The 26,695-nt window shown below is 66.6% G+C and carries 25 protein-coding genes and 2 tRNA genes; 18 read left to right on the top strand and 9 right to left on the bottom strand.

The window, feature by feature from the left end:
- Window position 1 precedes the first annotated feature (1 nt).
- Window positions 2-1,456 (bottom strand): cryptochrome/photolyase family protein, encoded by a 1,455-nt coding sequence (locus tag OCUBac02_RS14135; RefSeq protein ID WP_173046452.1) that lies wholly within the window; start codon window positions 1,454-1,456, stop codon window positions 2-4.
- Window positions 1,457-1,844: 388 nt separating this feature from the next.
- On the opposite strand from OCUBac02_RS14135, the gene OCUBac02_RS14130 reads away from it, so the two are divergent.
- Together OCUBac02_RS14130 and OCUBac02_RS14125 are read left to right on the top strand one after the other, a co-directional pair.
- Window positions 1,845-2,147 (top strand): hypothetical protein, encoded by a 303-nt coding sequence (locus OCUBac02_RS14130; RefSeq protein ID WP_047577099.1) that lies wholly within the window; start codon window positions 1,845-1,847, stop codon window positions 2,145-2,147.
- Window positions 2,148-2,227: 80 nt separating this feature from the next.
- On the top strand, window positions 2,228-2,371 hold the full coding sequence (locus tag OCUBac02_RS14125) for a hypothetical protein (RefSeq protein WP_156134655.1): 144 nt from the start codon (window positions 2,228-2,230) through the stop codon (window positions 2,369-2,371).
- A 274-nt stretch (window positions 2,372-2,645) separates the two neighbouring features.
- On the opposite strand, the gene OCUBac02_RS14120 is transcribed toward OCUBac02_RS14125, so the two are convergent.
- Window positions 2,646-2,719: transfer RNA gene (locus tag OCUBac02_RS14120), tRNA-Cys, on the bottom strand.
- A 169-nt stretch (window positions 2,720-2,888) separates the two neighbouring features.
- Here OCUBac02_RS14120 and OCUBac02_RS14115 point away from each other — a divergent pair.
- The 4 genes from OCUBac02_RS14115 (at window position 2,889) to OCUBac02_RS14100 (ending at window position 6,224) form a co-directional block, all read left to right on the top strand.
- Window positions 2,889-2,963, top strand: a tRNA-Asn gene (locus OCUBac02_RS14115).
- Between the two features lie 193 nt (window positions 2,964-3,156).
- On the top strand, window positions 3,157-3,798 hold the full coding sequence (locus tag OCUBac02_RS14110) for a protein-L-isoaspartate O-methyltransferase family protein (protein WP_173046450.1): 642 nt from the start codon (window positions 3,157-3,159) through the stop codon (window positions 3,796-3,798).
- Window positions 3,799-3,956: 158 nt separating this feature from the next.
- A complete protein-coding gene (locus OCUBac02_RS14105; protein ID WP_244638940.1) occupies window positions 3,957-5,372 on the top strand; it encodes a TolC family outer membrane protein in 1,416 nt (471 codons plus the stop codon).
- A 237-nt stretch (window positions 5,373-5,609) separates the two neighbouring features.
- Window positions 5,610-6,224 carry a PopZ family protein gene (locus OCUBac02_RS14100; RefSeq protein WP_244638939.1) on the top strand — a complete coding sequence of 205 codons (615 nt, stop codon included), beginning with the start codon at window positions 5,610-5,612 and terminating at the stop codon, window positions 6,222-6,224.
- 152 nt (window positions 6,225-6,376) lie between these two features.
- On the opposite strand, the gene OCUBac02_RS14095 is transcribed toward OCUBac02_RS14100, so the two are convergent.
- Entirely contained in the window at window positions 6,377-6,601 is a 225-nt protein-coding gene (locus OCUBac02_RS14095; RefSeq protein WP_173046446.1) for a hypothetical protein, read from the bottom strand.
- 25 nt (window positions 6,602-6,626) lie between these two features.
- Window positions 6,627-7,112 carry a pyridoxamine 5'-phosphate oxidase family protein gene (locus tag OCUBac02_RS14090; protein ID WP_173046444.1) on the bottom strand — a complete coding sequence of 162 codons (486 nt, stop codon included), beginning with the start codon at window positions 7,110-7,112 and terminating at the stop codon, window positions 6,627-6,629.
- A gap of 184 nt (window positions 7,113-7,296) precedes the next feature.
- Here OCUBac02_RS14090 and dps point away from each other — a divergent pair, with 184 nt between their 5' ends.
- The 5 genes from dps to OCUBac02_RS14065 all read left to right on the top strand — a co-directional run bounded on the left by dps (window position 7,297) and on the right by OCUBac02_RS14065 (window position 14,708).
- Window positions 7,297-7,836 (top strand): DNA starvation/stationary phase protection protein Dps, encoded by a 540-nt coding sequence (gene dps, locus OCUBac02_RS14085; protein WP_173046442.1) that lies wholly within the window; start codon window positions 7,297-7,299, stop codon window positions 7,834-7,836.
- 139 nt (window positions 7,837-7,975) lie between these two features.
- Complete coding sequence (locus tag OCUBac02_RS14080) at window positions 7,976-10,795, top strand: valine--tRNA ligase (RefSeq protein WP_173046440.1); 2,820 nt, start codon at window positions 7,976-7,978, stop codon at window positions 10,793-10,795.
- Window positions 10,796-11,094: 299 nt separating this feature from the next.
- Window positions 11,095-11,676, top strand: a complete 582-nt coding sequence (locus tag OCUBac02_RS14075; protein ID WP_047573478.1) for a YqaA family protein — start codon at window positions 11,095-11,097, stop codon at window positions 11,674-11,676.
- Between the two features lie 367 nt (window positions 11,677-12,043).
- Window positions 12,044-13,774 (top strand): dihydroxy-acid dehydratase, encoded by a 1,731-nt coding sequence (gene ilvD, locus OCUBac02_RS14070; protein ID WP_047573476.1) that lies wholly within the window; start codon window positions 12,044-12,046, stop codon window positions 13,772-13,774.
- Window positions 13,775-13,835: 61 nt separating this feature from the next.
- A complete protein-coding gene (locus tag OCUBac02_RS14065) occupies window positions 13,836-14,708 on the top strand; it encodes a tetratricopeptide repeat protein (RefSeq protein ID WP_173046438.1) in 873 nt (290 codons plus the stop codon).
- Window positions 14,709-14,808: 100 nt separating this feature from the next.
- Here the strand turns inward: OCUBac02_RS14065 and xth are convergent, their stop codons facing one another.
- Both xth and OCUBac02_RS14055 read right to left on the bottom strand, forming a co-directional pair.
- On the bottom strand, window positions 14,809-15,588 hold the full coding sequence (gene xth, locus OCUBac02_RS14060) for an exodeoxyribonuclease III (protein WP_173046436.1): 780 nt from the start codon (window positions 15,586-15,588) through the stop codon (window positions 14,809-14,811).
- A gap of 135 nt (window positions 15,589-15,723) precedes the next feature.
- Window positions 15,724-16,182: a BA14K family protein gene (locus tag OCUBac02_RS14055; protein ID WP_173046434.1), complete on the bottom strand. Its 459-nt coding sequence runs from the start codon at window positions 16,180-16,182 to the stop codon at window positions 15,724-15,726.
- Between the two features lie 232 nt (window positions 16,183-16,414).
- Here OCUBac02_RS14055 and OCUBac02_RS14050 point away from each other — a divergent pair, with 232 nt between their 5' ends.
- Window positions 16,415-16,990 carry a TIGR00645 family protein gene (locus OCUBac02_RS14050; protein WP_173046432.1) on the top strand — a complete coding sequence of 192 codons (576 nt, stop codon included), beginning with the start codon at window positions 16,415-16,417 and terminating at the stop codon, window positions 16,988-16,990.
- A 245-nt stretch (window positions 16,991-17,235) separates the two neighbouring features.
- On the opposite strand, the gene trpE is transcribed toward OCUBac02_RS14050, so the two are convergent.
- Both trpE and OCUBac02_RS14040 read right to left on the bottom strand, forming a co-directional pair.
- Window positions 17,236-18,750 (bottom strand): anthranilate synthase component I, encoded by a 1,515-nt coding sequence (gene trpE / locus OCUBac02_RS14045; RefSeq protein ID WP_173046430.1) that lies wholly within the window; start codon window positions 18,748-18,750, stop codon window positions 17,236-17,238.
- Window positions 18,751-18,752: 2 nt separating this feature from the next.
- Window positions 18,753-20,666 (bottom strand): peptidylprolyl isomerase, encoded by a 1,914-nt coding sequence (locus OCUBac02_RS14040; RefSeq protein WP_173046428.1) that lies wholly within the window; start codon window positions 20,664-20,666, stop codon window positions 18,753-18,755.
- Between the two features lie 190 nt (window positions 20,667-20,856).
- Here OCUBac02_RS14040 and tpiA point away from each other — a divergent pair, with 190 nt between their 5' ends.
- From tpiA to OCUBac02_RS14025, 3 genes are all read left to right on the top strand, one after another.
- Window positions 20,857-21,621: a triose-phosphate isomerase gene (gene tpiA, locus OCUBac02_RS14035; RefSeq protein WP_173046426.1), complete on the top strand. Its 765-nt coding sequence runs from the start codon at window positions 20,857-20,859 to the stop codon at window positions 21,619-21,621.
- Between the two features lie 143 nt (window positions 21,622-21,764).
- A complete protein-coding gene (gene secG, locus OCUBac02_RS14030) occupies window positions 21,765-22,178 on the top strand; it encodes a preprotein translocase subunit SecG (RefSeq protein ID WP_173046424.1) in 414 nt (137 codons plus the stop codon).
- Between the two features lie 154 nt (window positions 22,179-22,332).
- Window positions 22,333-23,961 (top strand): CTP synthase, encoded by a 1,629-nt coding sequence (locus tag OCUBac02_RS14025; RefSeq protein ID WP_173046422.1) that lies wholly within the window; start codon window positions 22,333-22,335, stop codon window positions 23,959-23,961.
- A gap of 1 nt (window position 23,962) precedes the next feature.
- Here OCUBac02_RS14025 and OCUBac02_RS14020 read toward each other — a convergent pair whose 3' ends face one another.
- Complete coding sequence (locus tag OCUBac02_RS14020; protein WP_173046420.1) at window positions 23,963-24,349, bottom strand: GFA family protein; 387 nt, start codon at window positions 24,347-24,349, stop codon at window positions 23,963-23,965.
- Window positions 24,350-24,454: 105 nt separating this feature from the next.
- Between OCUBac02_RS14020 and OCUBac02_RS14015 the strand changes: the two genes are divergently transcribed.
- Genes OCUBac02_RS14015 through OCUBac02_RS14005 form a run of 3 tightly spaced genes read left to right on the top strand, consistent with a single transcriptional unit; the run spans window position 24,455 to window position 26,637 of the window.
- On the top strand, window positions 24,455-24,856 hold the full coding sequence (locus tag OCUBac02_RS14015; protein WP_047577215.1) for a DUF350 domain-containing protein: 402 nt from the start codon (window positions 24,455-24,457) through the stop codon (window positions 24,854-24,856).
- A 7-nt stretch (window positions 24,857-24,863) separates the two neighbouring features.
- A complete protein-coding gene (locus tag OCUBac02_RS14010; protein WP_173046418.1) occupies window positions 24,864-25,466 on the top strand; it encodes a DUF1190 domain-containing protein in 603 nt (200 codons plus the stop codon).
- Between the two features lies 1 nt (window position 25,467).
- Entirely contained in the window at window positions 25,468-26,637 is a 1,170-nt protein-coding gene (locus tag OCUBac02_RS14005) for a glutathionylspermidine synthase family protein (RefSeq protein ID WP_173046416.1), read from the top strand.
- The last annotated feature ends 58 nt before the right edge of the window (window positions 26,638-26,695 follow it).

Raw genomic sequence — 26,695 nt, 5'->3', positions numbered from 1 at the left:
GTCAGCCGCTGCGGATCGTGGCGAAGGCGTCGAGCGCACGCTGGCGCCCGAAGGCGAGATCGATCAGCGGGGCAGGGTAGGTCTCGCCGATTCGAATGCCTGCCTCGCGCAGCGCCTTTTCCGAAGCCTTCCAGGGCTGGTGGATATCCTTGTCGGACAGCCCGGCCAGCTCCGGCACCCACTGGCGAACGTAAGCCCCCTTGGGGTCGTGGGTTTCGCCCTGCGTCACCGGATTGAAGATGCGGAAATAGGGCGAGGCGTCGGCGCCGGAGCCCGCGACCCATTGCCAGCTCGCGGCGTTGTTGGCGGCGTCGGCATCGACCAGCGTATCCCAGAACCAGGCCTCGCCCGCCCGCCAGTCCTGCAGCAGATGCTTGATCAGGAAGGAGGCGACGACCATCCGGACGCGGTTATGCATCCAGCCGGTCGTCCAGAGTTCGCGCATGCCGGCATCGACGAGTGGGATGCCGGTCTGCCCGCGTTGCCAGCGGCGCAAGGCCTTGTGGTCGGGCTCCCAGGGAAAGGCATCGAATCGCGAATCGTAGTTGCGGGTGGCCAGTTCCGGATTGTGGAAGAGCAGGTGGTGCGAGAACTCCCGCCAGCCGATCTCGGAGAGGAATTTCTCGGCGTCGCGCTCCGAGCCTGCGGCCTCGCCGGCCGCGCGCGCATGCTGGAGCGCGTGCCAGACCTGCCGCGGGCCGATTTCGCCGAAATGCAGATGCGGCGAGAGGCGGGAGGTCGCGGCCCGGTCCGGCCGGTCGCGAGCCTCGGCATAGCCGGCGAGACCGCTACCGATGAACTCGTCGAGCCGGGTCGCGGCGCCCGCTTCTCCCGGCGCCCATGCCTCCCGCAGGCCGCCGGCCCAGTCCGGCTTGGTCGGTTCGAGGCCGAGATCGCCCAGCGACACCGCCAGCGGTTTGATCGAATCGGGCAGGGGAAGCGCGGAGATTGCCCTGGGGGCAGGGGTCGGAGCGCACGGGTCACCCTTCTGGCGGGCGGCGCGCCAATAGGGCGTGAACACCTTCATCGGTTGTCCGGTCTTGGTGGTGATCTGCCAAGGCTCGTTCAGCAGATGGCTGTTGAAGCTGCGGACCGTGATGCCGTCTGCTGTGAGCGCCTCCTTCAGCTTGCGGTCGAGCGCGATCTCCGCAGCCTCGTAGCGGCGATTCCAGGTGACCAGCTTGATCCCGGCCTCAGCCACGATCCGCGGCAGCAGGAGGGCGGGGTCGCCTGCCATCACGACCAGCCGCCCGCCCTTCCTGGCAAGGGCGTCGTCGAGTACAGCGAGCGAGCGCGACAGCCACCAGCGCGAGGCCCCGCCGATCGGCCGGCGATCCGGGCTGGTATCGAGGATGTAGAGGCAAAGGACCGGCCCGGCCTCCGTCGCTGCGGCCAAGGCCGGATTGTCGGCCAGTCTCAGGTCGTTGCGGAACCAGTGCAGGGCGCGTTCGGTCATCGTTCCTCATCCGGCCGGCGGCAGCGTGCGGGCCATTCGCTCCCGGTCAACGCAGCCGGGACGGATTCGGTCACGGGCTGAAAGAAGATTATCCTGGGAGAAGATTTGCGCAGGGCGAGGGCCTGCGCGCTTTCGCGACGGCGTCGTTCCTTGCCGAATCCGCGACCGTCTGCTCAGAGTTCCAGTGGCAGATGCAGAAAGTCGGCGACCAGCCAGGACGCGCCCGCCGTCCCGGCCATGAGGACCGCTATCACAATGGCTTCGACCATGACGCTACTCCGCCTCGAACAGGCAGGCGTCACTAGCTCAAATTTTAACGATTTGTAAACGAAATCCTTAAGGCGAATCACAGCCTGAACGATGGTTCCAGATGGGCGGCTGTTGAAAGATGGATGCATTGGCGGAAGCGGGACTCGATCTCGAGCTCGGAGAGATGGGCCGGAAGCTGGACGATCTGTTCGCTTCGCGCCGCCCGCGAACTTTCCGGAAGCCCCAGGCTCCCGGCTTCGAGGTTTCCGCGGTGGAGGCCGGAGCCGGCCGCCTGCGCGTGATGTTGGATGCCGACCTGCCGGAAGCCGTCGGCCGGACGATTCTGTCGCTGGCGATCAGGCATGGATCGGGGCTGCGGCGCGGCGCGGGCGCGCGCGACGCCTCTCCGGAATCACCCATTGCCGCCGCTCGAAAGGGCTGATGCGTTCACGAAAAGCGGCGATGGTGTCGTTGATCGCCTGAGCAGGGGAACTCCGAGGCCATTCGGGCGTCCCTTTCAGGATGATACATCGCAAAAAGCCGCCTCTGGATTTCTGGCTCTGGCTGGCCGTTATCGGCCTGACGGTGATCGTCGCCGTGACGTCGCTGACCTTCCCCGAACGCGTGATGCCGGACATGTTTCAGCGCAGCTCCGGCGCGCGCTGAAAAAGCCGGCACATAGGCGATGCAAGTAAAGGCTCGAAGCGGCGTGCGTGAAACGAGAGAGCCCCACCGGTTGCGCCGATGGGGCTCGTCTGGGCTCCATGCCCTCGCCCGCTCGACTGCCGTCGCCGGGCACCACTCGAAAATCCGCTGGGACAACATCGCGCGAGGCAAATGGTTCCGCGCTTGCGAGGCAGAGCACATCAGTTGCCCGGCAGGATCGGCGGCGATTGTTTCGGCTGGTCGGTAAAGCGCAGTGAAATCAGCGCTGTAAGATTGGAGGCCTCGCCCGGAATCGAACCGGGGTGCAAGGATTTGCAGTCCTCTGCGTAACCACTCCGCCACGAGGCCTTCCGGCGGAAACGGCTGCGGCCGCTTCAGCGAGAGCGCACTAACCACAAGCCGCGCCGCGCCGCAAGCCGGCATCGCATCTTCCACAACGACGATGACAAATCTGCTTGGTCGGCTCGCAAGGGGCTTGCGCTAACCGGATCGCGCCGCTAAGACGCCGCCACGTTGTTCCCGGATAGCTCAGCGGTAGAGCAATCGACTGTTAATCGATTGGTCGCAGGTTCGAATCCTGCTCCGGGAGCCAGCATTCCCCGCATATCGACAGAGCGAATTAACCGTGGCTGGTTTATGCCTGCGGTGAGGCGGCGCTTGCCTTTTGCGCGGGCCTCGAACAGAAAGCTGCCGAAGAACGGCGCGATTGCTGCACCGGTTCGCGGCGGCCTCCGGAGCATCGGCCGCATCTTGCAGCGTCGCCGTCGTGGACGGAGAGTTCGGTCATGGACGATTTCACCTCGCTGCGGCGCAATATGGTCGATTGCCAGCTGCGCACCTACGACATCACCGACCGGGCCGCGCTCGCCGCGGCGGATTCGGTGCCGCGCGAAGCTTTCGTTCCCGAGACCCTCTCCCATCTGGCCTATCTCGATCAGTCGATCGCGCTGCCGGGCACCGGGCGCGCGCTGATGACCCCGATGGTCGCGGTGAGGATGATCCAGGAGCTCGATCCGCAACCGGGCGAGGACGTGCTCGAATATGCCGGCGGCTCGGGCTACGGTGCAGCGCTGATGGACCATATGGGCGCCAAGGCCGTGCTCTGGGAGCCCGACGCCGCGGCGCGGGCCTTGGCCGAAGCGGCCTTGGGCAGGGCCGGCGCCGGCGGCGTCACGGTCACCGCCGCGCAGCCGGCTCCCGCCAACTTCGACGCCATCCTCGTGAGCGGCTCCTGCGAGATCGCGCCCGAGACGCTTTTCCCGCTGCTGCGGCCTGAAGGTCGGCTCATCGTCGTCGAGGGCGTCGGCCGCGCCGCGCGGGTGAAACTCTATCTGAAGTCCAGCGACGTCGTGTCGGGCCGGCCGGTCTTCGATGCGGCAGCGCCTGTCGTTGCGGAGTTTCGCCGTCCGGCGGCCTTCGTTTTCTGAGATCGGCAGTGTCGCATTTTTGCGGCACTGCGCGAGCGAAACCATTCCGACGCCGCCCCGTCCGTTGGCGGGAGGTGCCGGAGCGGGTATGAATTGCAACTCTGCCGAGGCTGGGGCGATGCCTGGGCGCGACTTTCAGTGCGCACATGAGGCGTCCAGTGCATAAACGCGACGAAAAGATTTCCGGGCTTGCTCTCTCCGCCGCCTTCGCCCTGGCGTTGGCTGGCGGCTGGGCAGGTTCGGCTTCGGCCCAGACCATGGAGGCCGCGCTCGCGCGGGCCTATTCCGCCAATCCGACACTCAATGCCCAGCGTGCATCGGTTCGCGCGACCGACGAGAACGTGCCGCAGGCGAAGGCAGGCTATCGGCCGCGCATCACCGCCTCGGCCGATATCGGCGCCAGCATCACCGAATCGGGCATTCCTGCCTTTGCCAGCAGCTCGCCGGTCCATACCAATAACGTATCGCGCCTCGGCCCGCGCGGCGTCGGCGTCCAGATCGACCAGAACATCTTCGATTCCGGCAAGACCCGCAGCGCGGTCGGACAGTCCGAATCGCAGGTGCTGGGCGCCCGCGCCACCTTGCGCAATACCGAGCAGAACGTGCTGCTCGACGCCGCGACCTCCTATATGAACGTGTTACGCGACACGGCGATCCTCAACCTCAACCGCAACAACGTCGAGGTTCTCGAGGAACAGCTGCGCCAGACGCGCGACCGCTTCCAGGTCGGCGAGGTGACGCGCACCGACGTGGCGCAGGCGGAGGCCCGCCTGTCCTCGGCACGCTCCCAGGCGATTCTCGCCGAATCGAACCTGAAGACCTCGGTGGCGCGCTTCCGCCAGAATGTCGGAACCGAACCGCGTTCGCTCGCGCCGGGCCGCCCGGTCGAGCGGCTGCTGCCGAAATCCCTGCCGACCGCGCTCAACCAGGCCCTGTCGAACCACCCGGCCATCGTTGCCTCGCTGCATGGCGTCGATGCCGCCGAGCTTCAGGTCAAGGTCACCGAGGCCGATCTCTACCCGGTCGTGGGTGTGCGCGGCGTGGTCCAGCAGCGCTATGACAGCCAGTTTTCCGGCGACAACCGCTTCTCGGCCAGCCTCGTCGGCACGCTGACCATCCCGATCTACGAGGGCGGGCAGGTTTATGCCCGCACCCGTCAGGCCAAGGAAACGGCCGGCCAGCGCCGGATCGAGGTCGACACGCAGCGCGACACGGTGCGCGCAGCGGTCGTGTCCGCCTGGGGCGGGCTGGAGGCCGCCAAGGCCCAGATCATCGCCGCCCAGGCGCAGGTCGAGGCCGCGTCCACGGCGCTGTCCGGCGTCCGCGAAGAGGCGAAGGTCGGCCAGCGCACGACACTCGACGTTCTCAACGCGCAGCAGGAACTGGTGAGCGCCCGCTCGAGCCTCGTCGTCGCGCAGCGCGATCGCGTCGTCGCCTCCTATGCCGTCCTCTCGGCGGTCGGCAAGCTCTCTGCCCAGACCCTGAGGCTCAAGGCCGAGATCTACGATGCGCGCCGGCATTACGAGCAGGTCCAGGGCAAGCTCTGGGGCACTCAGACGCCCGACGGCCGCTGAGCTTCGCACGGATCGCCGCGCGCAGCCTGCGGCGACGATCCATCGTTCTATCGTCGCAGCAGCCTTTCGCGACGGCGGAAGGCTGCCCTCCGATGCGGTGCCGTCCGGCAACAGCGCGGATTTCTCCTGTGGGAGAATGGCTTGGCGCCTTGTCTGACATCGATGCCGTGGAATACTGCGCTCTTGGAGCGGCGTTGATTCCATCGGCGCGCCCGGTGTTCAACGGTTAGACTGATCATGAGCGCGCAAGCCAAGCCCAGCGAACCGTCGATGGAGGAAATCCTCGCCTCCATCCGCCGGATCATCTCGGACGACGAGACGAAGCCGGCAGAGGAATCTGCCGCGCCGCAGGCCGAGCCTGCGCCGGAGCCCGAACCTGAGCCGGTCGCCGCCATCGATGACGACGTGCTCGACCTGGGGGCGGAGGCCGCGCTGGTAGCGGCGCCGGTTGCCGAGCCTGCTCCTGCGCCTCCCACGCCGGAAGACGCCGATATTGCCTTCCTGGAGGAGGAGCCCGCCGCGGCTCCGCTGCCGGAACCGCCAGCCCCAATTGTCGAACCTCAACCGGCGCCGGTTCAGCCGGAGCCGCAACAGCCTCAACCGCAGGCCGCCTTCACGCCCGCGCCGGACATGGCGAGCCTGCTGTCGGATCAGGCCAGCTCCGTCGTGACCAATGCCTTCGGCCAGCTGGCCTCGACCGTGCTCAGCAATAACGCGCGCACGCTGGAGGATCTGGTCAAGGACATGCTGAAGCCGATGCTCAAGACCTGGCTCGACGACAATCTCCCGACCATGGTCGAGCGGCTGGTGCGGGCGGAGATCGAACGCGTCGCGCGCGGCGGCCGCAGCTGAATTCTAAGGCTGTCCTGTGGAACCACGCCGTGATCCCGGGCTCGACCCGGGATCGATCTTAGAATGCGGCGCCTTTCGATGGATGCCGGTTCGGGGCCGTTGACGCGGCTTTTCCGGAATGATGGTGCCTCTTCGGAGGCGCGAAGCACGCCCTATTCCGTCCTGACCGTTCGTCGCCGGCGCGGCCGCGCCGGCTCGAAAGCGCCGGCCTCCTTGAGCCGCATCAGGCCGTAGCCTGCCATGGCAAAGGCTGTTGCCGGGGCACCGAGCCGTGAGACCAGCATCGTCAGGCCGACGGCGACCGGGCGGGGATAGCGGCCGGAGGCCGCCTCGACTGCGAACCAGGCCCCGAGGGCGTGGACCAAGAGCTTCATCATGGCTTCCTGCTCATAGCTTCGGGTTTCAGAGCCGAACCTTGCGGTTCTCGCCCAGATCGGGCTTAGCGCCGGTCAGGGCCGCGGCGGCCATCTTGACGCTGGTGACGATCTTGCCGGGGCTGTCCCAGAACTCCGCCATGCTGGGCCGCACGCGCAGCACTCGGATGTTGGGATCGTTTTCATCGTCCCAGAAAGCGCGGTTGCTGGCGTCCCAGAGATCGTGGACGCGCTTGCGATCGTCGAGCACGGTCGCCGTGCCCGTTACAGAAAGATAGCGCTGTCCACCGGTATCGGAGAAGGCGACGCAGACATTGTCGTTGACCTGGATCTCGTCATCCTTGTGATGGCGGCGATCGGTCAGGAAATAGATCGCGTCCTCCTCGCGCTCGCCATGGGCATGCATCGGCCTGGCGCGCAATTCGTCGCCCTGGCCGTCATGGGTCACGAGCATCGCGAACTTGATGGAATCGATCAGGTCCCAGACGCGGGTCTGGTCATCGTGGCGAGACATGTCGCTCTCCCTGCAGTCATTGGCTGTGTTGGGTGCAACGGTGCGGGGCGGATGTGGTTCCGTCGCGGGAACGGGTTATCCGGCCGGAACCGCGCGGCAGCTCGCGCGTATCAGAGAAGTGCGCCGGGTTCGTCCGGCGCCGGCGCTATGCCGTTCCGAACGTCCTTCCGATCCGAGGTTTGCCATGGCCAAGACCGCAGCCAAGACCGCGCCGCGCAGCGCACCCAAGAACTCGACCACGGCAAAGGTGGTCAAATCCAGCCGGGTCGACCTGGCCTCGAACACCAAGACCAAGGTCATCGGCCTGCTGAACGAGCGTCTTGCCGATGGCATCGACCTCGCGCTCGTCACCAAGCAGGCGCACTGGAATCTCAAGGGGCCTGGCTTCATCGGCATCCACCTGATGCTCGACGGCTTCCGCGACGAGCTCGATACCCATGTCGACACGGTCGCGGAGCGTATCGCCCAGCTCGGCGGCATCGCCTTCGGCACGACGCAGACGACGGCTCAGGCGACGTCGCTCAAGCCCTACCCGACCGAGATCGTCGCCGTTCAGGACCATCTCGCCGCGCTGATCGAGCGCTATGCCGAGACCGCGAACACGGTGCGCGAGGCGATCGACGCCTGCGACGAGGCCGGCGATGCCGACACCGCCGATATCCTGACCGCCTATTCGCGCATGCTCGACAAGTCGCTCTGGTTCCTCCAGTCGAACCTCGCCTGACGCCCGCGGAGGGCGCGCCATGTCATCGAAAACGTTGACGCACGGCCCGTGCATGGGCTCTTAAGGGCCGAGACCTTTTTGGCCCGTGATTTTCCCGGCCGGGGCAGGTTCCCCGGCCTTTCTGCGTTCGAGCGATGCGATGATGGACAAGACTTTCGAACCGGCCGCCGTCGAGGCCCGGATCAGCAAGGCCTGGGACGAGGCTGAAGCCTTCAAGGCAGGCCGGGGTGCGGTCCCCGGCGCCGAGCCCTATTGCATCGTGATCCCGCCGCCGAACGTCACCGGCTCGCTGCATATGGGCCACGCGCTCAACAACACGCTGCAGGACGTGCTCTGCCGCTTCGAGCGCCTGCGCGGCAAGGACGTGCTCTGGCAGCCCGGCACCGACCATGCCGGCATCGCGACGCAGATGGTCGTCGAGCGCAAGCTCGCCGCCGAGAACAAGACCGACCGCCGCACGATGGGCCGCGAGGCCTTCCTGGCCGAGGTCTGGAAGTGGAAGGAGGAGTCGGGCGGCACGATCGTCAACCAGCTCCGCCGCCTCGGCGCCTCCTGCGACTGGTCGCGCGAGCGCTTCACCATGGACGAGGGGCTCTCCGCCGCCGTCCTCAAGGTCTTCGTCGGCCTGCACAAGCAGGGCCTGGTCTACCGCGCCAAGCGACTGGTGAACTGGGACCCCAAGTTCCAGACCGCGATCTCGGATCTCGAGGTTCTGCAGGTCGAGAAGACCGGCACGTTCAAGTGGCAGCGCGGCGGCGAGGAGGAATTCGACGCGGCCAAGCTCGACAAGGCGCTGAGCCGCGATCCGAACGGCCATCTCTACTATTTCAAATACCCGCTCGAAGGCGCGACCTACGACGCGGACGACGCCTCGACCTATATCACCGTCGCGACGACGCGCCCCGAGACGATGCTGGGCGATACCGGCGTCGCGGTGCATCCGGAGAACGAGACGATCGGCCACCTGATCGGCCGCAAGGCCGTGCTGCCGCTGGTCGGCCGTGTCATCCCGATCTTCGGCGACGACTATGCCGATCCCGAGAAGGGCACTGGCGCGGTCAAGATCACGCCAGCGCATGATTTCAACGATTTCGAGGTCGGCAAACGTCACCAGCTCGACGTCGTCAACATCCTCGACGGCGAGGCGCGCATCCTGCTCGCCGGCAACGAGGATTTCCTCGCGGGCGCCAAGCCGGAGGCCGAGACGATGGCGCTCGACGGCGCCGATCGCTTCGTCGCGCGCCGCCGCGTCGTCGAGATGATGGCCGCGCGCGGCCTCCTCGTGAAGGTCGAGCCGAACACCCATACCGTCCCGCATGGCGACCGCTCGGACGTCGTGATCGAGCCCTGGCTGACCGACCAGTGGTATGTCGACGTCAAGCCGCTCGCACAGCGCTCGATCAAGGCGGTGCAGGACGGGCGGACCAAGTTCACACCCGAGAACTGGACCAAGGTCTATTACGACTGGCTGGAGAATATCGAGCCCTGGTGCGTCTCCCGCCAGCTCTGGTGGGGCCACCAGATCCCGGCCTGGTACGGGCCGGACGGCGAGGTCTTCGTCGCCGAGTCGGAAGCCGAGGCACAGACGCTGGCGATGGCGCATTACGGCGACACCGTCGCGCTGACGCGCGACGAGGACGTGCTCGACACCTGGTTCTCCTCGGCGCTCTGGCCGTTCTCGACCCTCGGCTGGCCCGAGCAGACGGCCGAGCTGAAGCATTATTACCCGACGGCGACGCTGGTCACCGCCTTCGACATCATCTTCTTCTGGGTCGCCCGGATGATGATGATGGGCCTCAACTTCATGGACGAGGTGCCGTTCAAGGACGTCTACATCCACGCCATCGTTCGCGACGAGAAGGGCGCGAAGATGTCGAAATCGAAGGGCAACGTCATCGATCCGCTGGTGATCGTCGACAAATACGGCGCCGATGCGTTGCGCTTCACGCTGTCGGCCATGGCGGCGCAGGGCCGAGACATCAAGCTCAGCACGCAGCGCGTCGAGGGCTATCGCAACTTCGCGACCAAGATCTGGAATGCCGCGCGCTTCGCCGAATTGAACGGCTGCGCCCGCGCGGAAGGCTTCGATCCCGCGAACGTCAAGCAGCCGCTCAACCGCTGGATCCTCAGCGAGGCGGCGCAGGCGGCAGAGGAGATCGCCGCCGGCATTCCGAGCTTCAGGTTCAACGAGGCGGCGGGCGCGGCCTATCGCTTCGTCTGGAACCAGTTCTGCGACTGGTATCTGGAGCTTGCCAAGCCCGTGCTGCAGGGCGAGGGCGTCGATGCCGCGGCCCGCGCCGAGACGCAGGCGACCGTCGCTTACATCATCGACCTGATCTGCCAGCTCCTGCACCCGTTCATGCCGTTCCTCACCGAGGAGCTCTGGGCGCAGAAGGCCGAGGCCGGCGCGCCGCGCAAGCTCGCGGAGGGCGATGCCTCCTTGGTCTGCCTGACTCGCTGGCCGGACCTGTCGGCGCTCAAGGACGCGACGGCGGAGGCGGAGATCGGTTTCGTCGTCGACCTGATCTCGGATATCCGCTCGGTGCGCTCCGAAGTGAACGTTCCGGCCGGCACGCAGGCGCCGCTCGTGCTCGTCAACGCCTCGGCCGCGACGCGGACGACGATCGAGAGCTGGCGGCCGATGATCGAGCGTCTCGCCCGCGTCTCCGACATCGGTTTCGAGACGGCGGCGCCGGCCCAGTCGGCCCAGATCATCGTGCGCGGCGAGGTCGCAGCGCTGCCGCTCGCCGGTCTGATCGATCTCGACGCCGAGCGCTCGCGCCTGACCAAGGAGCTCGCCAAGCTCGACCAGGACATCGCGGTCGTCGAGAAGAAGCTCGGCAACCCCGATTTCATGGCCCGCGCACCCGAGGAGATCGTCGAGGAGAACCGCGAGCGCAAGGCCGCGGCCGAGGCCCGCAAGCTCAAGGTCGCGGAGGCCCTGGCGCGGCTGGCGTGACCGTCGGTGATAGCTACGCCTGCGAACCTCACCGTCATGCTCGCCCTTGTGGCGAGCATCCACGTCTTGAACACAGTCCTCGATCAATGAAGACGTGGATGGTCGGGACAAGCCCGACCATGACGAGGCGAAGTTTGGTTTCCAATCACGGCTATCGCATTCCGGTCACGCCGGTGTCGTCAAATTGACGCTGATCCAAGAGAGGACTGGCATTCTTTCGCGGACCCCGCTTAGATGCGCCCGACGCAAACCCGTCATGCAGAATGCGTGGCGGCACAAGGACCGGCTGTTCAGAACCCATGCTCAAGCGAGCCTATGACTGGTGCGTTTCATACGCCTCCCATCCTGCCGCCCCATGGCTGCTCTTCGGCATTACCTTCATCGAAAGCTCGTTCAGCCCGCTGCCGCCGATTCCGCTGCTGATCCCGATGTGCATAGCCCGGCCGGACCGGGCCTGGTTCTACGCCGGCATCTGTTCGCTGGGCGCCGTGCTCGGCGGTTATCTCGGCTATGCCATCGGCGCGCTGCTCTATGAATCCGTGGGCGCCTGGCTGATCGGCATCTACGGGCTGCAGGACAAGGCTGCGAGCCTGATCGCGACCTCGCAGGATTACTGGTTCTGGGTGCTCGTCACCAAGGGCCTGACGCCGATCCCGTTCAAGATCGTCACGATCATGTCCGGCTTCCTGCATTTCGATCTGTGGAAGTTCACCATCGGCATGGTCGTCTCGCGCGCCAGCTTCTTCCTGATGATCGCGGTGGCCCTGCGCTTCTACGGCGACGACATCCGCATCTTCATCGAGAAGCACCTGCCGATGACCGCGCTCGCCCTCGTCGTGGTCATCGTCGGCGGCTTCTTCGTGCTGCCGCTGGTGCTGTAGACAGCCATCTCGATCGTCCTCAGCCCTCATCCTTCGCGGCTCCTCAGGATGAGGCTCGCATACCCAAATCGGCTGTTCGCCGACGTTACGTCATTCCGCTGCCTGAAACTTTGTGACATCGGCGCAACACTCCGGCGGGAACGGTGCCTGGCATCATCCCGGGCGCCACGATCGCCAAGAAGCCGCCACAAACGAAGCCCAGCAAAACCCTGCGTTAAGTGCCTGAGATATATCGAAATCGGGTAGAACGCGCGGAGCCGGCAGAGGTTCCGGATGTTTTTCAGGTCGCCAGGGGCACGATTGCTCCCGGCAGGCAGGGCGTGGCACATCTTCGCGCCGTGCTGATCGGGGGACAGGACGAGTGGCGATGGACGGGCGTGTGTACGACAAGTCGAGGCTGCCGAGCCGCCATGTAAGCGTCGGCCCGGCCAAGGCCCCGCACCGCTCCTATTATTACGCGATGGGCATGACCGCGAAGCAGATCGCGCAGCCCTTCGTCGGCGTCGCTTCCTGCTGGAACGAGGCCGCCCCCTGCAACATCTCGCTGATGCGCCAGGCCCAGGCCGTGAAGAAGGGCGTCGCCTCCGCCAGCGGCACGCCGCGCGAGTTCTGCACCATCACCGTCACCGACGGCATCGCCATGGGCCACCAGGGCATGAAGTCGTCGCTCGCCTCGCGCGAGGTCATCGCCGACTCGGTCGAGCTCACCATGCGCGGCCATTGCTACGATGCGCTGGTCGGCCTCGCCGGCTGCGACAAGTCTCTGCCCGGCATGATGATGGCGATGGTGCGCCTCAACGTGCCGTCGATCTTCATCTATGGCGGCTCGATCCTGCCCGGCAATTTCAAGGGCCGTCCGGTCACCGTCCAGGACGTGTTCGAGGCCGTCGGCAAGCATTCGGTCGGCGCCATGTCGGACGAGGACCTGAAGGAGCTCGAGGAGGTCGCCTGTCCGTCCTCCGGCTCCTGCGGTGCCCAGTTCACCGCCAACACCATGGCGACGGTCGCCGAGGCGATCGGCCTGGCGCTGCCCTATAGCTGCGGCGCGCCGGCGCCCTACGATGTCCGCGACACCTTCTGCTACACCGCCGGCGAGATGGTGATGGAGTTGATCGCCCGGAACATCCGCCCGCGCGACATCGTCACCCGCAAGGCGCTGGAGAATGCCGCGATGGTCGTCGCCGCGACCGGCGGCTCGACCAATGGCGCGCTGCACCTGCCGGCGATCGCGCATGAATGCGGCATCGATTTCGACCTGTTCGAGGTCGCCGAGATCTTCAAGAAGACGCCCTATATCGCCGACCTGAAGCCGGGCGGGAAATACGTCGCCAAGGACATGTTCGAGGTCGGCGGCATCCCGCTGGTGATGAAGAGCCTGCTCGATGCCGGCTACCTGCACGGCGACTGCATGACCGTCACGGGCCGTACCATCTCCGAGAACATGGCCTCGGTGAAATGGAACGACCAGCAGGATGTGGTCTACCGCGCCGACAAGCCGATCACGGTCACCGGCGGCGTTGTCGGCCTTCAGGGCAATCTCGCGCCTGAAGGCGCGATCGTGAAGATCGCCGGCATGCCCGAGGACCAGCTCGTCTTCACCGGGCCGGCCCGGTGCTTCGATCGCGAGGAGGACGCTTTCGAGGCGGTCAAGAACCGGACCTACAATGTCGGCGACGTGCTCGTCATCCGCTACGAGGGCCCCAAGGGCGGCCCCGGCATGCGCGAGATGCTTGCGACCACCGCGGCGCTCTACGGCCAGGGCATGGGCGACAAGGTGGCGCTCATCACCGATGGTCGCTTCTCGGGCGCCACCCGTGGCTTCTGCGTCGGCCATGTCGGGCCCGAGGCCGCCGTCGGCGGCCCGATCGGCCTGATCCGCGACGGCGACATCATCGAACTCGACGCCATCACAGGAAAGCTCGCAGTCCGCCTTTCTGATGCCGAACTTGAAGCGCGTCGTAAGGACTGGAAACCACGCAAGACCGACTACAATTCCGGTGCGCTGTGGAAATACGCGCAGACCGTCGGCTCCGCCAAAGGCGGCGCCGTCACCCACCCAGGAGGGGCGGCCGAAACCCATTGCTATGCGGATATCTAGCTCGACCATAGCATGCCTGTTCCTGTTGCTCGGCGGCCATCAGGCCGTCCTGGCGCAGGATATGTCAGGCACCAAGCTGCTGCCGCCGCGCGCCATTCCGGGCGCCGCGCTGCCGGAGCCGGACGATTCCGTCCCGGGACCGGGCGCCGCGGCGATCGCTCCAGCTCCCGATACCCCCACCGCCCATACGGCGCTGCCGCTCGTGCCCTTCACCAGCGCGCGCGACGCGCTCAAGGCTTGGATGCGCGACTCCACCGCCGGCAACAAGCTCGGCGCCGTCCGCGCGCTCGAATACGCGGCCTCGCAGGGCCATCTCACGGCGCAGTACAAGCTTGGCCGCATGTATGCCGGTGGCGAGGGCGTCCCGGCCAATGATCTCAAGGCCTTCGAGTATTTCTCGAAGATCGCGGACGAGAACGCGGACGCGATTCCCGGCACCGCCGACGGCCGGCTCGTCGGCAGCGCCTTCGTCGCGCTCGGCAATTATTTTTCGGACGGCATCAAGGGCAGCTATGTGAAGCCCAATCCCGACCGGGCCTTCGACATGTTCCATTACGCCGCATCCTATTTCGGCGACCCCGACGGGCAGTACAATCTCGCCCGCCTCTATATGACCGGGCAGGGCGCCAATCGCGATCGGCGCCAGGCGGCGCGCTGGATGAAGCTCGCGGCGGAGAAGGGCCACGCGCCTGCTCGCGCGGCCTTCGGCGAGATGCTGCTGCGGGGCGGCGATGGTGTGCCCCGCCAGCCGGTACTGGGCCTGATGTGGCTCGCCCTGGCGCGCGAGGGCGCCGATCCCGTCCGCGAAGCCTGGATCATCGAGCGGCACGACGTGGCTTTCGCGGCTGCTTCGGCCAATGACCGTTCGGCGGCGCTGGCCCTGATCGAGCGCCAGCATCTGGTGAGTTCGCGCAACGGCGTGCCGCAGAACTGAGGCGCCGTCATTCTCGGGTTTGACCCGAATATCTCATGGCAAGAGCGCGTGGGTTTCCGAGATGCTCGGGTTAAGCCCGAGCATGACGGTTTCCAGTCCCTCAGTGCAGGTCGATCATCACCGGGACATGGTCCGAGGGCTTGTCCCAACCGCGCACATGCTTGGCGATCTTGACGCCCGAGAGCCGGTCCGCCGCTTGCGGCGAGAGCAGCAGGTGGTCGATGCGGATACCGTTGTTCCGCTGCCAGGCGCCGGCCTGGTAGTCCCAGAAGGTGTAGAGACCCGAGGCATCGGTCGAGCTGCGCAGCGCCTCGGTCAGGCCGAGATTCGTCAGCCCTCGGAAGGCGGCGCGCGTCTGCGGCAGGAAGAGCGCGTCGCTGATCCAGGCGGCCGGATCGCGGGCGTCGCGCGGCTCGGGGATCACGTTGTAGTCGCCGGCCAGCACCAGCGGCTCCTCATGCTCCATCAGCATCCGGGCATGGGCCGTCAGGCGATGCATCCAGCCGAGCTTGTAGGGATATTTCTCGGTATTGGGCGGGTTGCCGTTCGGCAGGTAGATCGAGGCGACACGGACCATGCCGTCGCCCAGCGGCAGCACGCCTTCGAGATAGCGGGCCTGCTCGTCGCCATCGTCGCCCGGCAGGCCGCGGCGGACATCCTCCAATCGCGAGCGGCTCAGGATCGCGACGCCGTTGAAGGTCTTCTGCCCGTGGGTCTCGACCTGCCAGCCGGCGGCCTCGATCTCGGCGCGCGGGAAATCGGCATCCATGCACTTGATCTCCTGCAGGCAGAGCGCGTCGGGCTCCGCCTCCTTCAGGAAGTCGAGAAGATGGCCGAGGCGCTGCCTGACCGAATTGACGTTCCAGGTGGCGATCCGCACGCGATGCTCCGATTCAGGCTGCCGGCAGGATAAGGCGGGACGGCCGCCGCGATGACAAGCCGTTTCCGGCCGAAACGAAAAACTCCCCGCAGCGATGCGGGGAGTCCTTGTCTGCGATCGCGCTGTCGCCTGCTGTCAGGGGCAGGCGCGCTCGATGCCGCCCTTGGCGATATAGGTCCCGGTTTCGGGGTTGTAGCTCTTGAAGCGGCGCGAGCAGTAGGCAACCGCGTCGGTATCCTCGATGCTGTAGCCATAGGCGCGCGGCACGGGCGGCGCATAGACGACCGGCGGCGCGACATAGACCGGGGCCGGCTCGTAATAGACGGCCGGCGGCGGGGCGGCCAGCGCGCCGGCTGCGAGAGCTCCGCCAATGACGCCGGCCGCGATGCCGGCGCCGATCGCCGGGCCGCGGCGATAGCCGTAATAGCGCGGGCCGTAGCCGTAACGGCGCCACTGCACGGTCTGGACCAGGTCTCCGCCTGCCTGCGCGGCGGTGACGGCGGCGGTGGCGGGCGCAAGCGCGCCGGCCGAAGCGGGAAGGGCGAGGAAAGTGCTGCCGGCAAGGGCTGCTGCGACGGCGAGCGTCCTGATCATGACGAAACTCCTCTGCGGTACCAGGCGAGCGGAACTCCGCATGTTCCCCCGTTTGGATTTGAATGTAGCGGTCCGGTGACCAGAGGGGAAGTTATCAGTCAATCCGGGCATAATTGGGTCGTCACGCTCCCGTCGCTTTTGCCGCCGAAAGCACGGTCGAGCCGCTTGCGCGGGCCGGGTTTCCTCGCCATTTAGCGCTGCACCCAATGTGATCGAAGGATCGAGACCGACCATGGCGCAACCGCGCGACCCGTCCGCCCAGCCTGCCGCGCTCGGCCCCCTGAAGCCGCTGCCGGCCCTGATCTTCAGCTCCCGCTGGCTGCAACTCCCGCTCTATATCGGCCTCATCGTGGCGCAGTGCGTCTACGTCTTTCTGTTCCTCAAGGAGCTCTGGCATCTCGTCACCCATGCCTTCGACTTCAGCGAGCAGCAGATCATGCTGGTCGTGCTCGGGCTGATCGACGTGGTGATGATCTCGAACCTGCTGATCATGGTGATCGTCGGCGGCTACGAGACCTTCGTTTCGCGCCTGCGGCTGCAGGGGCATCCCGACCAGCCGGAATGGCTGAGCCACGTCAATGCGAGCATCCTCAAGATCAAGCTCGCCATGGCGATCATCGGCATCTCGTCGATCCATCTGCTCAGGACCTTCATCGAGGCCGGCAATATCGGCATCGTCGGCAAGACGGCGAGCTATACCGAAGCGGGCGTGCTGCTGCAGACGCTGATTCATGTCGTCTTCATCATTTCCGCGATCGGCATCGCCTGGGTCGACAAGATGACGGCCTCGCCCGGCAAGGGGCATTGAGGCGCGCGTCGAAACAGAAACGCCCCGCCGATCCGGCGGGGCGTTTTGCGTTTCGGGGGGCAATGACGGAGAGTACCCGGAGCTCGTTTAGAAATTTCAGCCCTCATCCTGAGGAAGCCCGAAGGGCTGTCTCAAATGATGTTCCAGATGGTTTGAGAGCCTCCTGGACCATCCTTCGAGACGCCATTCCCAAGGGAATGGCTCCTCAGGATGAGGGCTCACGGGGATAGGTTTCGGACAGGCGCCTACTGCCCGCGCCCGCCGCGGGCGGCGAAGCGGATCGCTTCCTCGGCAGCGCGGAACAGGGCCTTGGCCTTGTTGATGCACTCCTCCTGCTCGGAGGCCGGGTTCGAGTCGTAGACGATGCCGGCGCCGGCCTGGACATGCATGCGCCCGTCCTTGACCACGGCCGTGCGCAGCACGATGCAGGTATCCATCTCACCGTTGGCGCCGAAATAGCCGATGCAGCCGGCATAGGCGCCGCGCGCATCGCGCTCCAGCTCGTCGATGATCTCCATCGCCCGGACCTTCGGTGCGCCCGAGACCGTCCCGGCCGGGAAGCCGGCGATCAGGGCACCGAGCGAATCATGCTTCGGGTCGATCCTGCCCTCGACATTCGAGACGATGTGCATGACCTGGCTGTAGCGCTCGATGAAGAAGGAATCGGTGACCTTCACCGTGCCGATCTCGGCGACGCGGCCGACATCGTTGCGGCCGAGATCGAGCAGCATCAGGTGCTCGGCGCGCTCCTTCGGATCGGCGAGCAATTCCGCCGCCAAGGCGTTGTCCTCGGCCTCGGTCGCGCCGCGCCGGCGCGTCCCCGCGATCGGCCGGATCGTGACGGTGTCGTCGCGCAGGCGGACCAGGATCTCCGGGCTCGAGCAGACGATCTGGAAATCGCCGAAATCGAGATAGCACAGGAAGGGCGCCGGATTGACCCGCCGCAGCGCCCGGTAGAGCGCGAAGGGCGGCAGCGCGAAGGGCGCCTCGAAGCGCTGCGACAGCACGACCTGGAAGATGTCGCCGGCGCGGATGTACTCCTTCGCCTTGTCGACCATCTCCAGATAGTCGGCCTCGCTGGTGTTCGAGGTGGTCGCCGGGACCGGCAGGTTGGCCATGTCGATCTCCGCCTCTAAGGGGAGGGCGCCTTCCAGGGCCCGAACGACCGCCTCCAGCCGCTCCTGCGCCCGCTCATAGGCATGGCGCGCCCCGACGCCTGGCATATGCCGCACCGGCGTCACGACATGGATCTCGTCGCGCACCGCGTCGAACACCACCATCAGCGTCGGCCGCGTCAGGATCGCGTCAGGCACGCCGGTACCGGTCTCCTTCGGCTCGGGCAGGCGCTCCATCAGGCGCACCATGTCGTAGCCGAGATAGCCGAAGACGCCGGACGCCATCGGCGGCAGGCCTTCCGCTTCCGGGATGGCGCTCTCTTCCAGCAGGGCGCGCAGGCTCTCGAAGGCCGGGCGCGGATCGTCGAGGAAGCTCTCGCCCAAAGCCGTGCGGCAGAGCGAGGCCTGCCCGTGATGGCAGCGCCAGATCAGGTCCGGCTCCAGCCCGATCATCGAATAGCGGCCGCGCACGGCACCGCCCTCGACCGATTCGAGCAGGAAGGCCGGGCCGGTCGTGGCATGGCGCAGCTTCAGGAAGGCGGCGACCGGGGTTTCGCAATCGCCGACCAGCACCTGCCGCAACAATTGCGGCGCGCCGGTTTCGTAGGTCTGCGCGAAGCGCTCGAACTCCTGAAGCGGCTGCATCGTCAATTCTGCGCCCCGCCCGTCGCATTGCGGAAGGCGGCCTCGTTGATGCTGACGCCGAGCTCGGCCTGCCGCTTGGCGACATATTGCAGCATGATGTCCTCGCTCACGCTGGTCGAGAGCAGGCGCTCGAAATTGCCGGCCTCCTGCGTCGTGCGGACGTAAGGGGCGACGGTCGCCGTTTCGACCTTGAACAGGATGCGCCCGCCATCGGGGGTGGCGGCGGAACCGCTCTTGCCCGCGGCGATGCCGAAAGCCTGGGCCACGACCGTGCCCGGCAGCTCCGGGCGCTGGTCCTGCCGGCCGAGATCGGCGGCGGTCTCGATGGTCAGTCCGGCCGAGGCCGCGACCGCGTCGAAGCTCTCGCCCTTGTCGAGGCGCTCGATCAGCCCGCGCGCCTTGTCCGAGAGCTTTGTCGCGGTCTCGTCGGCACGCCACTGCTTCTCGACCTCGGCCTTGACCTCGTCGAAGCCGCGCTCGCGCGCCGGATCGATCTTGGTGACGTCGAACCAGACATAGCCGGTGTTGCGGGGCAGGCGGATCGCCTCGTTGTCGACGCCGATATCGGAGCGGAAGATCGCCTGCAGCGTCGAATCGCCACCGGGCAGCGCCTCCTCCTTCGAGCCGTCAGGACGTGCAAGGCTCGCGCTCATCGGGCCGGCGGTGCGCAGCGTCAGATTGAGCTCCTTGGCGATCTCGGCGAGCGGGCGGGCCGAAGCGCGCTGGTCCTCGATCTTGTCGTGGAGCTCGGTGACCTGGCTGGCGGCGCGGCTCGTCGCCAGCTCCTGCTTCACCTCGGCGGCCACCTCCTCGAACGGGCGCACATGGGCGCCGTCGACCTTGGTGACACGCAGCAGCACCGTGCCGAAGGCACCGGTGACCGGGGCGCTGACGACGCCTTCCTCCAGTGCGAAGGCGGCATCGCGCACGGCGGGGTCGATCATCTGCTCGCGGGTGAAGGTGCCGAGCGTCAGGTCCTTGAAAGCGACGTTCCGCTCGGTCGCGATCTCGTCGAAGGTCTCGCCGCCGTCGATCTTGGCCTTGGCGGCCTGCGCCTCCTCGGCGTTCGGGAACGGGATCTGCTGGACGGTGCGCATCTCGGCGGCGGTGAAGCGCTGGGCCTTGGTCGCCTCGTAGCGCGCCTTGGCCTCCTCGTCCGTGACCTTGGCAGGGTCGGCCAGCGTCTCGGCCGTGACCGAGAGAATGGCGGCCGTCCGGAATTCCGGGGCGCGGAAAGCGATCTTGCGATCGTTGAAGAAGGCCTTGAGCTGGTCTTCGGTCGGCGCCGCGATCTCGCCGGCGCCGCTCGCCGGCATCCGGGCGAAGGTGATCGAGCGCTTCTCGTTGCGCAGGCGGTTGCCGACCTCCTGCAGGGCGAGCGGAGCGGAAAGGCCGCCGACGACCATCTCGGAGAGCTGCTGGCGCAGGATCGTCGAGCGCTGCAGCGCGACATAGCTCTGCTCGCTGTAGCCGTTCGAGCGCAGGAGTTCGTTGAAGCGGGCGGCCGAGAACTGGCCGGAGGCGTCGCGGAAGACCTGATCGTCGAAGATCAGGTTGCGGATGGTCTCGTCCGACACCGCAAGCCGCATGCCCTGCGCCGTCTGGTCAAGCGTCGCCTCGGTGAGCAGGCGCGACAGCACCTGACGGTCGAGGCCGAGCGCGCGCGCCATCTCGGGCGAGATCTGCCGGCGCTGCTGGCGGATCAGATTCTGGATCTCGTTCTGATAGGCATTGCGCATCTGCTCGAGGCCGATCTCGGTCTTGCCGACCTTGGCCACCTCGTTGCGGCCATAGCCGCGGAAGATGTCGCCCACGCCCCAGATCGCGAAGGAGATGATGAGGAAGCTGAACATGATGGCGATCACGATCTTGCCGAAGAGACCCTGACCCGCCTTGCGGATGCCCTGCATCATCATGAAAGCTGTCTTTCTTTGAACCTGCTCGTGGCACGGGAACCGGCCCGCGCGCGTATGTGTCGGCGCTGCTTATAGGAACCGGCGGCGAAAGCCGCAATCGCCGTCACCGTCACGATGCCGCTTCGCACGCGATTGCGGTGCCGGCCGGGCGTTGCTAGAGCCGAAAGAGCTGATTTTCAGGAGGATCGACGTGACGCGCAGCATCAAGCCGCTGGTGGCCGGCAACTGGAAGATGAACGGCCTCAAGGCCGACCTCGCCATCGCGGCCGAGGTGGCCAGGGGCTACGACGCGTCGCTCAAGGCCACCGTCGATCTCGCGATCTGCCCGCCGGCCAGCCTGCTCTTCGCTGCCACGGCCGCGCTGATCGGCTCGCGCATCGCGACCGGCGGTCAGGATTGCAGCACGCAAGCCGCCGGCGCCTTCACCGGCGAGATCTCCGCCGCGATGCTGGCGGATTCCGGCGCGAGCTTCTGCATCGTCGGCCATTCCGAGCGCCGCACGCTGCATGGCGAGACCAACGCCACGGTGAAGGCCAAGGCCGAGGCCGCGCAAAAGGCGCTGCTCGTGCCGATCGTCTGCGTCGGCGAGACGAAGGACGAACGCGAGGCCGGCAAGGCGCTCGCCGTCGTCAAGAAGCAGCTCCGCGGCTCGGTGCCGGATGGCGCGACGGCCGCCACCCTCGTCGTCGCCTATGAGCCGGTCTGGGCCATCGGCACGGGGCTCACGCCGACGGCCGTCGATGTCGGCGAGATGCATGAGGCGATCCGCGCCGAGCTCGGCCGCCTGCTCGGCAAGCAGGCTGCGGCCGGAGTGCGCCTGCTCTATGGCGGCTCGGTCAAGCCTTCGAATGCTGTCGAACTGATGAATGTCGCGAATGTCGATGGCGCGCTGGTCGGTGGCGCCAGCCTCAAGGCCGAGGAATTTCTGGCGATTGCGAAGGCCTGCGCCGGCTGAACGCTCCCGCGTGAATAGGCCGGCTAGCAGGGGTGGCGCTGCCGGCCCACGCATGTTATGTGCCGCGCCGAATTCGCCTCGATCTTCGAGGAGGAGCGGGTGGCCCTTGGCGGCGGCCCGCGCCATGCCCATTTCGTGAGACCATGCAGAACGTTCTCATCGTCATCCATCTGATCATCGTCGTCGCGCTCGTCGGCGTCGTGCTGTTGCAGCGCTCCGAAGGCGGCGGCCTCGGCATGGGTTCGGGCGGCGGAGGCGGCGTCGGCGGCTTCATGACCGGCCGGGGCCAGGCCAACGCCCTGACGCGGGCGACGGCGATCCTCGCCGGTCTGTTCTTCCTGACCTCGATCGTGCTCGCGGTGATGGCCAATTCCGGTCGCACGCAGCGCTCGATCATCGACGGCGCACCTGCGACCTCGGCTCCGGCCACCCCCGGCGCGCCGGCCGGCCCGAGCGCCCCGAATGCCGGCGGCGTGCTCGACCAGCTCCGCCAGTTGCAGAACCAGAACCAGGGCGGCGCCCAGCCGCCGACGCCGCCAGCGGCGCCGCAGAATTGAGACAGGGCAGGGGCCGGGAAACCGGCCCTTCTCTTTTGAGTTTGGAGGGGCCGGGCGACCGGCCTTCTCTTTTGTGGACAAGCGCGCAGGGCAAGGCGGGACTGCTCAGAACGCGCTTAGCGAATCGAACCCGTGGCGATAGAGGTGACCTCCCATGACGCGGTATGTTTTCATCACCGGCGGCGTGGTGTCTTCGCTTGGCAAAGGCCTGGCGGCGGCGGCTCTCGCAGCTCTTCTCCAGGCACGCGGCCATACGGTCCGCCTGCGCAAGCTCGACCCCTACCTGAACGTCGATCCGGGCACGATGAGCCCGTATCAGCACGGTGAGGTCTTCGTTACCGACGACGGTGCCGAGACCGATCTCGACCTCGGCCATTACGAGCGCTTCACCGGCCGGCCCTGCAACAAGGGCGACAACATCACCACCGGCCGCATCTACATGGACATCCTGACCAAGGAGCGCCGGGGCGATTATCTTGGCGCGACCATCCAGGTCGTCCCGCATGTCACCAACGCCATCAAGGAATTCATCCTCACCGGCAACGAAAGCTATGACTTCACGCTGGTCGAGATCGGCGGCACGGTCGGCGACATCGAAAGCCTGCCGTTCCTGGAGGCCATCCGCCAGACCAACCAGCAGCTCCCGCGCGGCCAGTGCATCTTCGTGCACCTGACGCTGCTGCCCTATATCCCGACGGCGGGCGAATTGAAGACCAAGCCGACCCAGCATTCGGTCGCCGAGCTGCGCTCGATCGGCATCCAGCCCGACATCCTGCTCTGCCGTACCGACCGCGAAATTCCGCGCGAGGAGCGCCGCAAGCTCGCGCTGTTCTGCAATGTCCGCGAGACTGCCGTGATCGAGGCCCGCGACGTCGCCTCGATCTACGACGTGCCGCTCTCCTACCATGCCGAGGGGCTCGACACCGAGGTGCTCGCCGCCTTCGGCATGGACGCCAAGCCCGAGCCCGACGTCACCGGCTGGAAGCGCATCTCCGACCGGGTGAAGAACCCCGAAGGCGAGGTCACCATCGCCGTCGTCGGCAAATATACCGGTATGAAGGACGCTTATAAGTCCCTCATCGAGGCGCTGACCCATGGCGGCATCGCCAACAATGTGAAGGTCAATCTCGACTGGATCGAGTCGGAGGTCTTCGAGAAGGAGGACCCGGCGCCCTTCCTCGAGCATGTCCACGGCATCCTCGTGCCCGGCGGCTTCGGCCATCGCGGCGCCGAGGGCAAGATCAAGGCTGCGACCTTCGCGCGCAACCGCAAGGTGCCGTATTTCGGCATCTGCTTCGGCATGCAGATGGCGGTGATCGAGGCAGCGCGCTCGCTCGCCGGAATCGCGGACGCCAATTCGACCGAGTTCGGCCCGACGCAGGAGCCGGTCGTCGGCCTGATGACCGAGTGGATGCGCGGCAACGAGCTCGAACAGCGTGCGGCCGGCGGCAATCTCGGCGGCACGATGCGGCTCGGCGCCTATGCGTCGACGTTGGCGGCCGGCTCGAAGATCGCCGAAATCTACGGTTCGACCGAAATCTCCGAGCGGCATCGCCACCGCTACGAAGTGAACATGGGTTATCGCGAGAAGCTGGAGGCGAAGGGCATGCGCTTCGCCGGTCTCTCACCCGACGGCCTGCTGCCCGAGACGGTCGAATATCCCGACCATCCCTGGTTCATCGGCGTGCAGTACCATCCCGAGCTGAAGTCGCGCCCCTTCGAGCCGCATCCGCTCTTCGCCAGCTTCATCGAGGCGGCGAAGGCACAGAGCCGCCTCGTCTGATTCAGGGCGCTGCGAGCCGTACCGCCGCCCAGGGCAGGCGGTGCTGCTCGAACACCGCCTTGCCCGGCCCGGGGAAATCCGGGTCGGCGAAGGCGCCGATCGCGACCGCGACCATCTCCGGCTTGCGCGACGGCTCCCAGAACACCGTGCTGCCGCAAGCCGGGCAGAAATGGTGCAGCACGCGATAGCCGCTATCGGCCGGCCGCTCGTAATCGTTGAACTGTCCGGACACGACAACGTTGCCGCGCGCGAAGAAGGCCGCCACGCCATAGGCGCTGCCGGTGCGCCGCTGGCAGTCCCGGCAATGGCAGAGCGAAACGCTGGCGGGCTCGCCGGAACAGGCGATGCGCAATTGCCCGCAGGCGCAGCGGGCTTCCCGGGTCGTCATGCGGCGCATCCTCCTTTTAGATGACGGCTTGTGCAGTTTTCGCGTTAGCCTGACTATGTGGCATCGTTGACTGAGAGTCTTCGCATCGGCACGGGGGCAGGGCGCATGACGATCTCGATGGCGGGGCTGCCCGCATTCCTTCTCTATTTCGTCGTCGGCGTCGCGCTGATCGCCGCCTTTGCTGCGATCTACGTCCGCCTGACCGCGCATGACGAGATCGCGTTGATCCGGGGCGGCAACCTGTCGGCGGCGATCGCCTTCGGCGGCAATCTCGTCGGCTTCGCCGTGCCGCTGGAGAAGGCGATCTCCCAGGCCAGCAGCATTCCGGATTGCGTGCTCTGGGCGCTCGCCGCCATGATCATCCAGATCGCTGCCTATGGCGTCGCCAGGATCGCGATTCCCGAGCTGTCGCGCAAGATCGAGCAGGACAGCCTGCCGGCCGGTGCGATGATGGCGGTGATCGCGGTGATTTCGGGCACGCTGGCCGCAGCCAGCATGACGGCATGAGGCGGCCATGAAGCGCTCCTCGCAGATCGGACTCGCGGCGGCCGGTGTCCTCCTCGTCGCCACCGTCTGGTCGATGACGGCAGATGATTCGCAGGAGAACCTCGTCTATAACAGCCTGAACGATTGCCGGGCGAGCGGGCAGCTCTCCGCGCAGCAATGCGAGACGGCCTTCGCCGAAGCGACCGCTGCCCGGCTCAAGGACGCGCCGAAATTCCAGAGCCAGACCGCCTGCGAGACGCAGTATGGCGCCAATGGCTGCAGCTCGGCCACGATCGGCGGCGCGCAGTACTTCATCCCGGCTCTGGCCGGCTTCATGCTGGCGCGCGGGCTCTCCGGCGGACCAGCGCAACCCTTGATGCCGCCGACCGCCGCCACCTGTCCACCGCGCTCCACGCTGCCGGAATGCCAGCAGGCGCGCACGTCTTCGAGCTCGTCCAGCGGCGGCTATTATGGCAGCGGCCGCTCGCGCGCCTATTCGACGACGAGCGGACGCGCCATCACCGCAGCCTTCTCGTCGGGCTCCCGCAGCGGCAGCACCGCGACCAGCACCGCCTCGCGCGGCGGCTTCGGATCGATCGCGCGCTCCTTTTCCTCGCATTCCTCGTCCTGAGATGCGCCGCGTCTCGCTTCCGCCGCGCCCGGACTGGGTCGAGCAGGTCGAGCGGCTCGGCTTCGCCTTCCACACCATCGACGGCGAGACCTATTGGGACGAGAGCGCCGCTTTCGCCTTCACGCTGGAAGAGATCGAGCGCGATATCGAGGCGCCGACTGAGGCGATCGAGCAGATCTGCTTCGCCTTCATCGAGAAGGCGCTCGGCAGCGAAGAGATCCTGACGAAGCTCGCGATCCCCGCCGAGCACTGGGATTATATCCGGGCGAGCTGGCAGCGCGGCGAGCGCAATCTCTACGGCCGGCTCGACCTCGCCTATGACGGACGCGGCCCGGCGAAGCTGCTCGAATACAATGCCGACACGCCGACCGCCCTGTTCGAATCGAGCGTCGTGCAATGGGACTGGCTGGAACAGGCGATGGCGCGCGGCGCGATTCCCAAGGGCAGCGACCAGTTCAACTCGCTGCATGAACGCCTGATCGCGGCCTTCCAGGGCTTGCGCGAGCCGTCGCCTTACCGCCTGCACCTGACCTGTGTGCAGGGCAGCCCCGAGGACAGGGGTACGGTCGACTATCTCGCCGATTGCGCGGTGCAGGCCGGGCTCGACGCCCGCTTCACCTATATCGAGGAGCTCGGCCTGCTCACCGACGGGCGCTTCTGCGACGGCGCCAACCAGCCGATCGAGACACTGTTCAAGCTCTATCCCTGGGAGTGGATGTTCCGCGAGAGCTACGGCAAGGCGCTTAGCCGTTCCGGCTGCCAGTTCGTCGAGCCGCCCTGGAAGGCGGTCCTGTCGAACAAGGGGCTGCTCGCCTGCCTCTGGGAGATGGAGCCCGGCCATCCCAACCTGCTGCCGGCCTTCTTCGAAGGCGATCCGCGCTGCGCGACGCTCTCGGCCCGCCATGTGCGCAAGCCGCTCTATTCGCGCGAGGGCGCCAATGTCACGCTGATCGAGCGTGGCCGCGTGCTCGACAGCGACGACGGCCCCTATGGCGCCGAGGGCCATGTCCTGCAGGATGCCGCGACCAACCTGTTCTCGGCTGACGGCAAATACGCGGTGCTCGGCTCCTGGCTCGTCGCTTCGCAGGCCTGCGGGCTCTGTGTCCGCGAGGATGCCTCGCCGATCACCAAGAACACCTCGCGCTTCCTGCCGCATTATATCGAGCCCTGATCGCGGCGCGACATGACCACGCCTTGATCTGTGCTAGCCTTGGGCTCCGATACGCCTG

This window comes from Bosea sp. ANAM02, assembly GCF_011764485.1.
Taxonomy (GTDB): Bacteria; Pseudomonadota; Alphaproteobacteria; order Rhizobiales; family Beijerinckiaceae; genus Allobosea.
The sequence above is the reverse complement of the archived record's forward strand: the minus strand, read 5'-3'. Positions and strand labels throughout refer to the sequence as shown.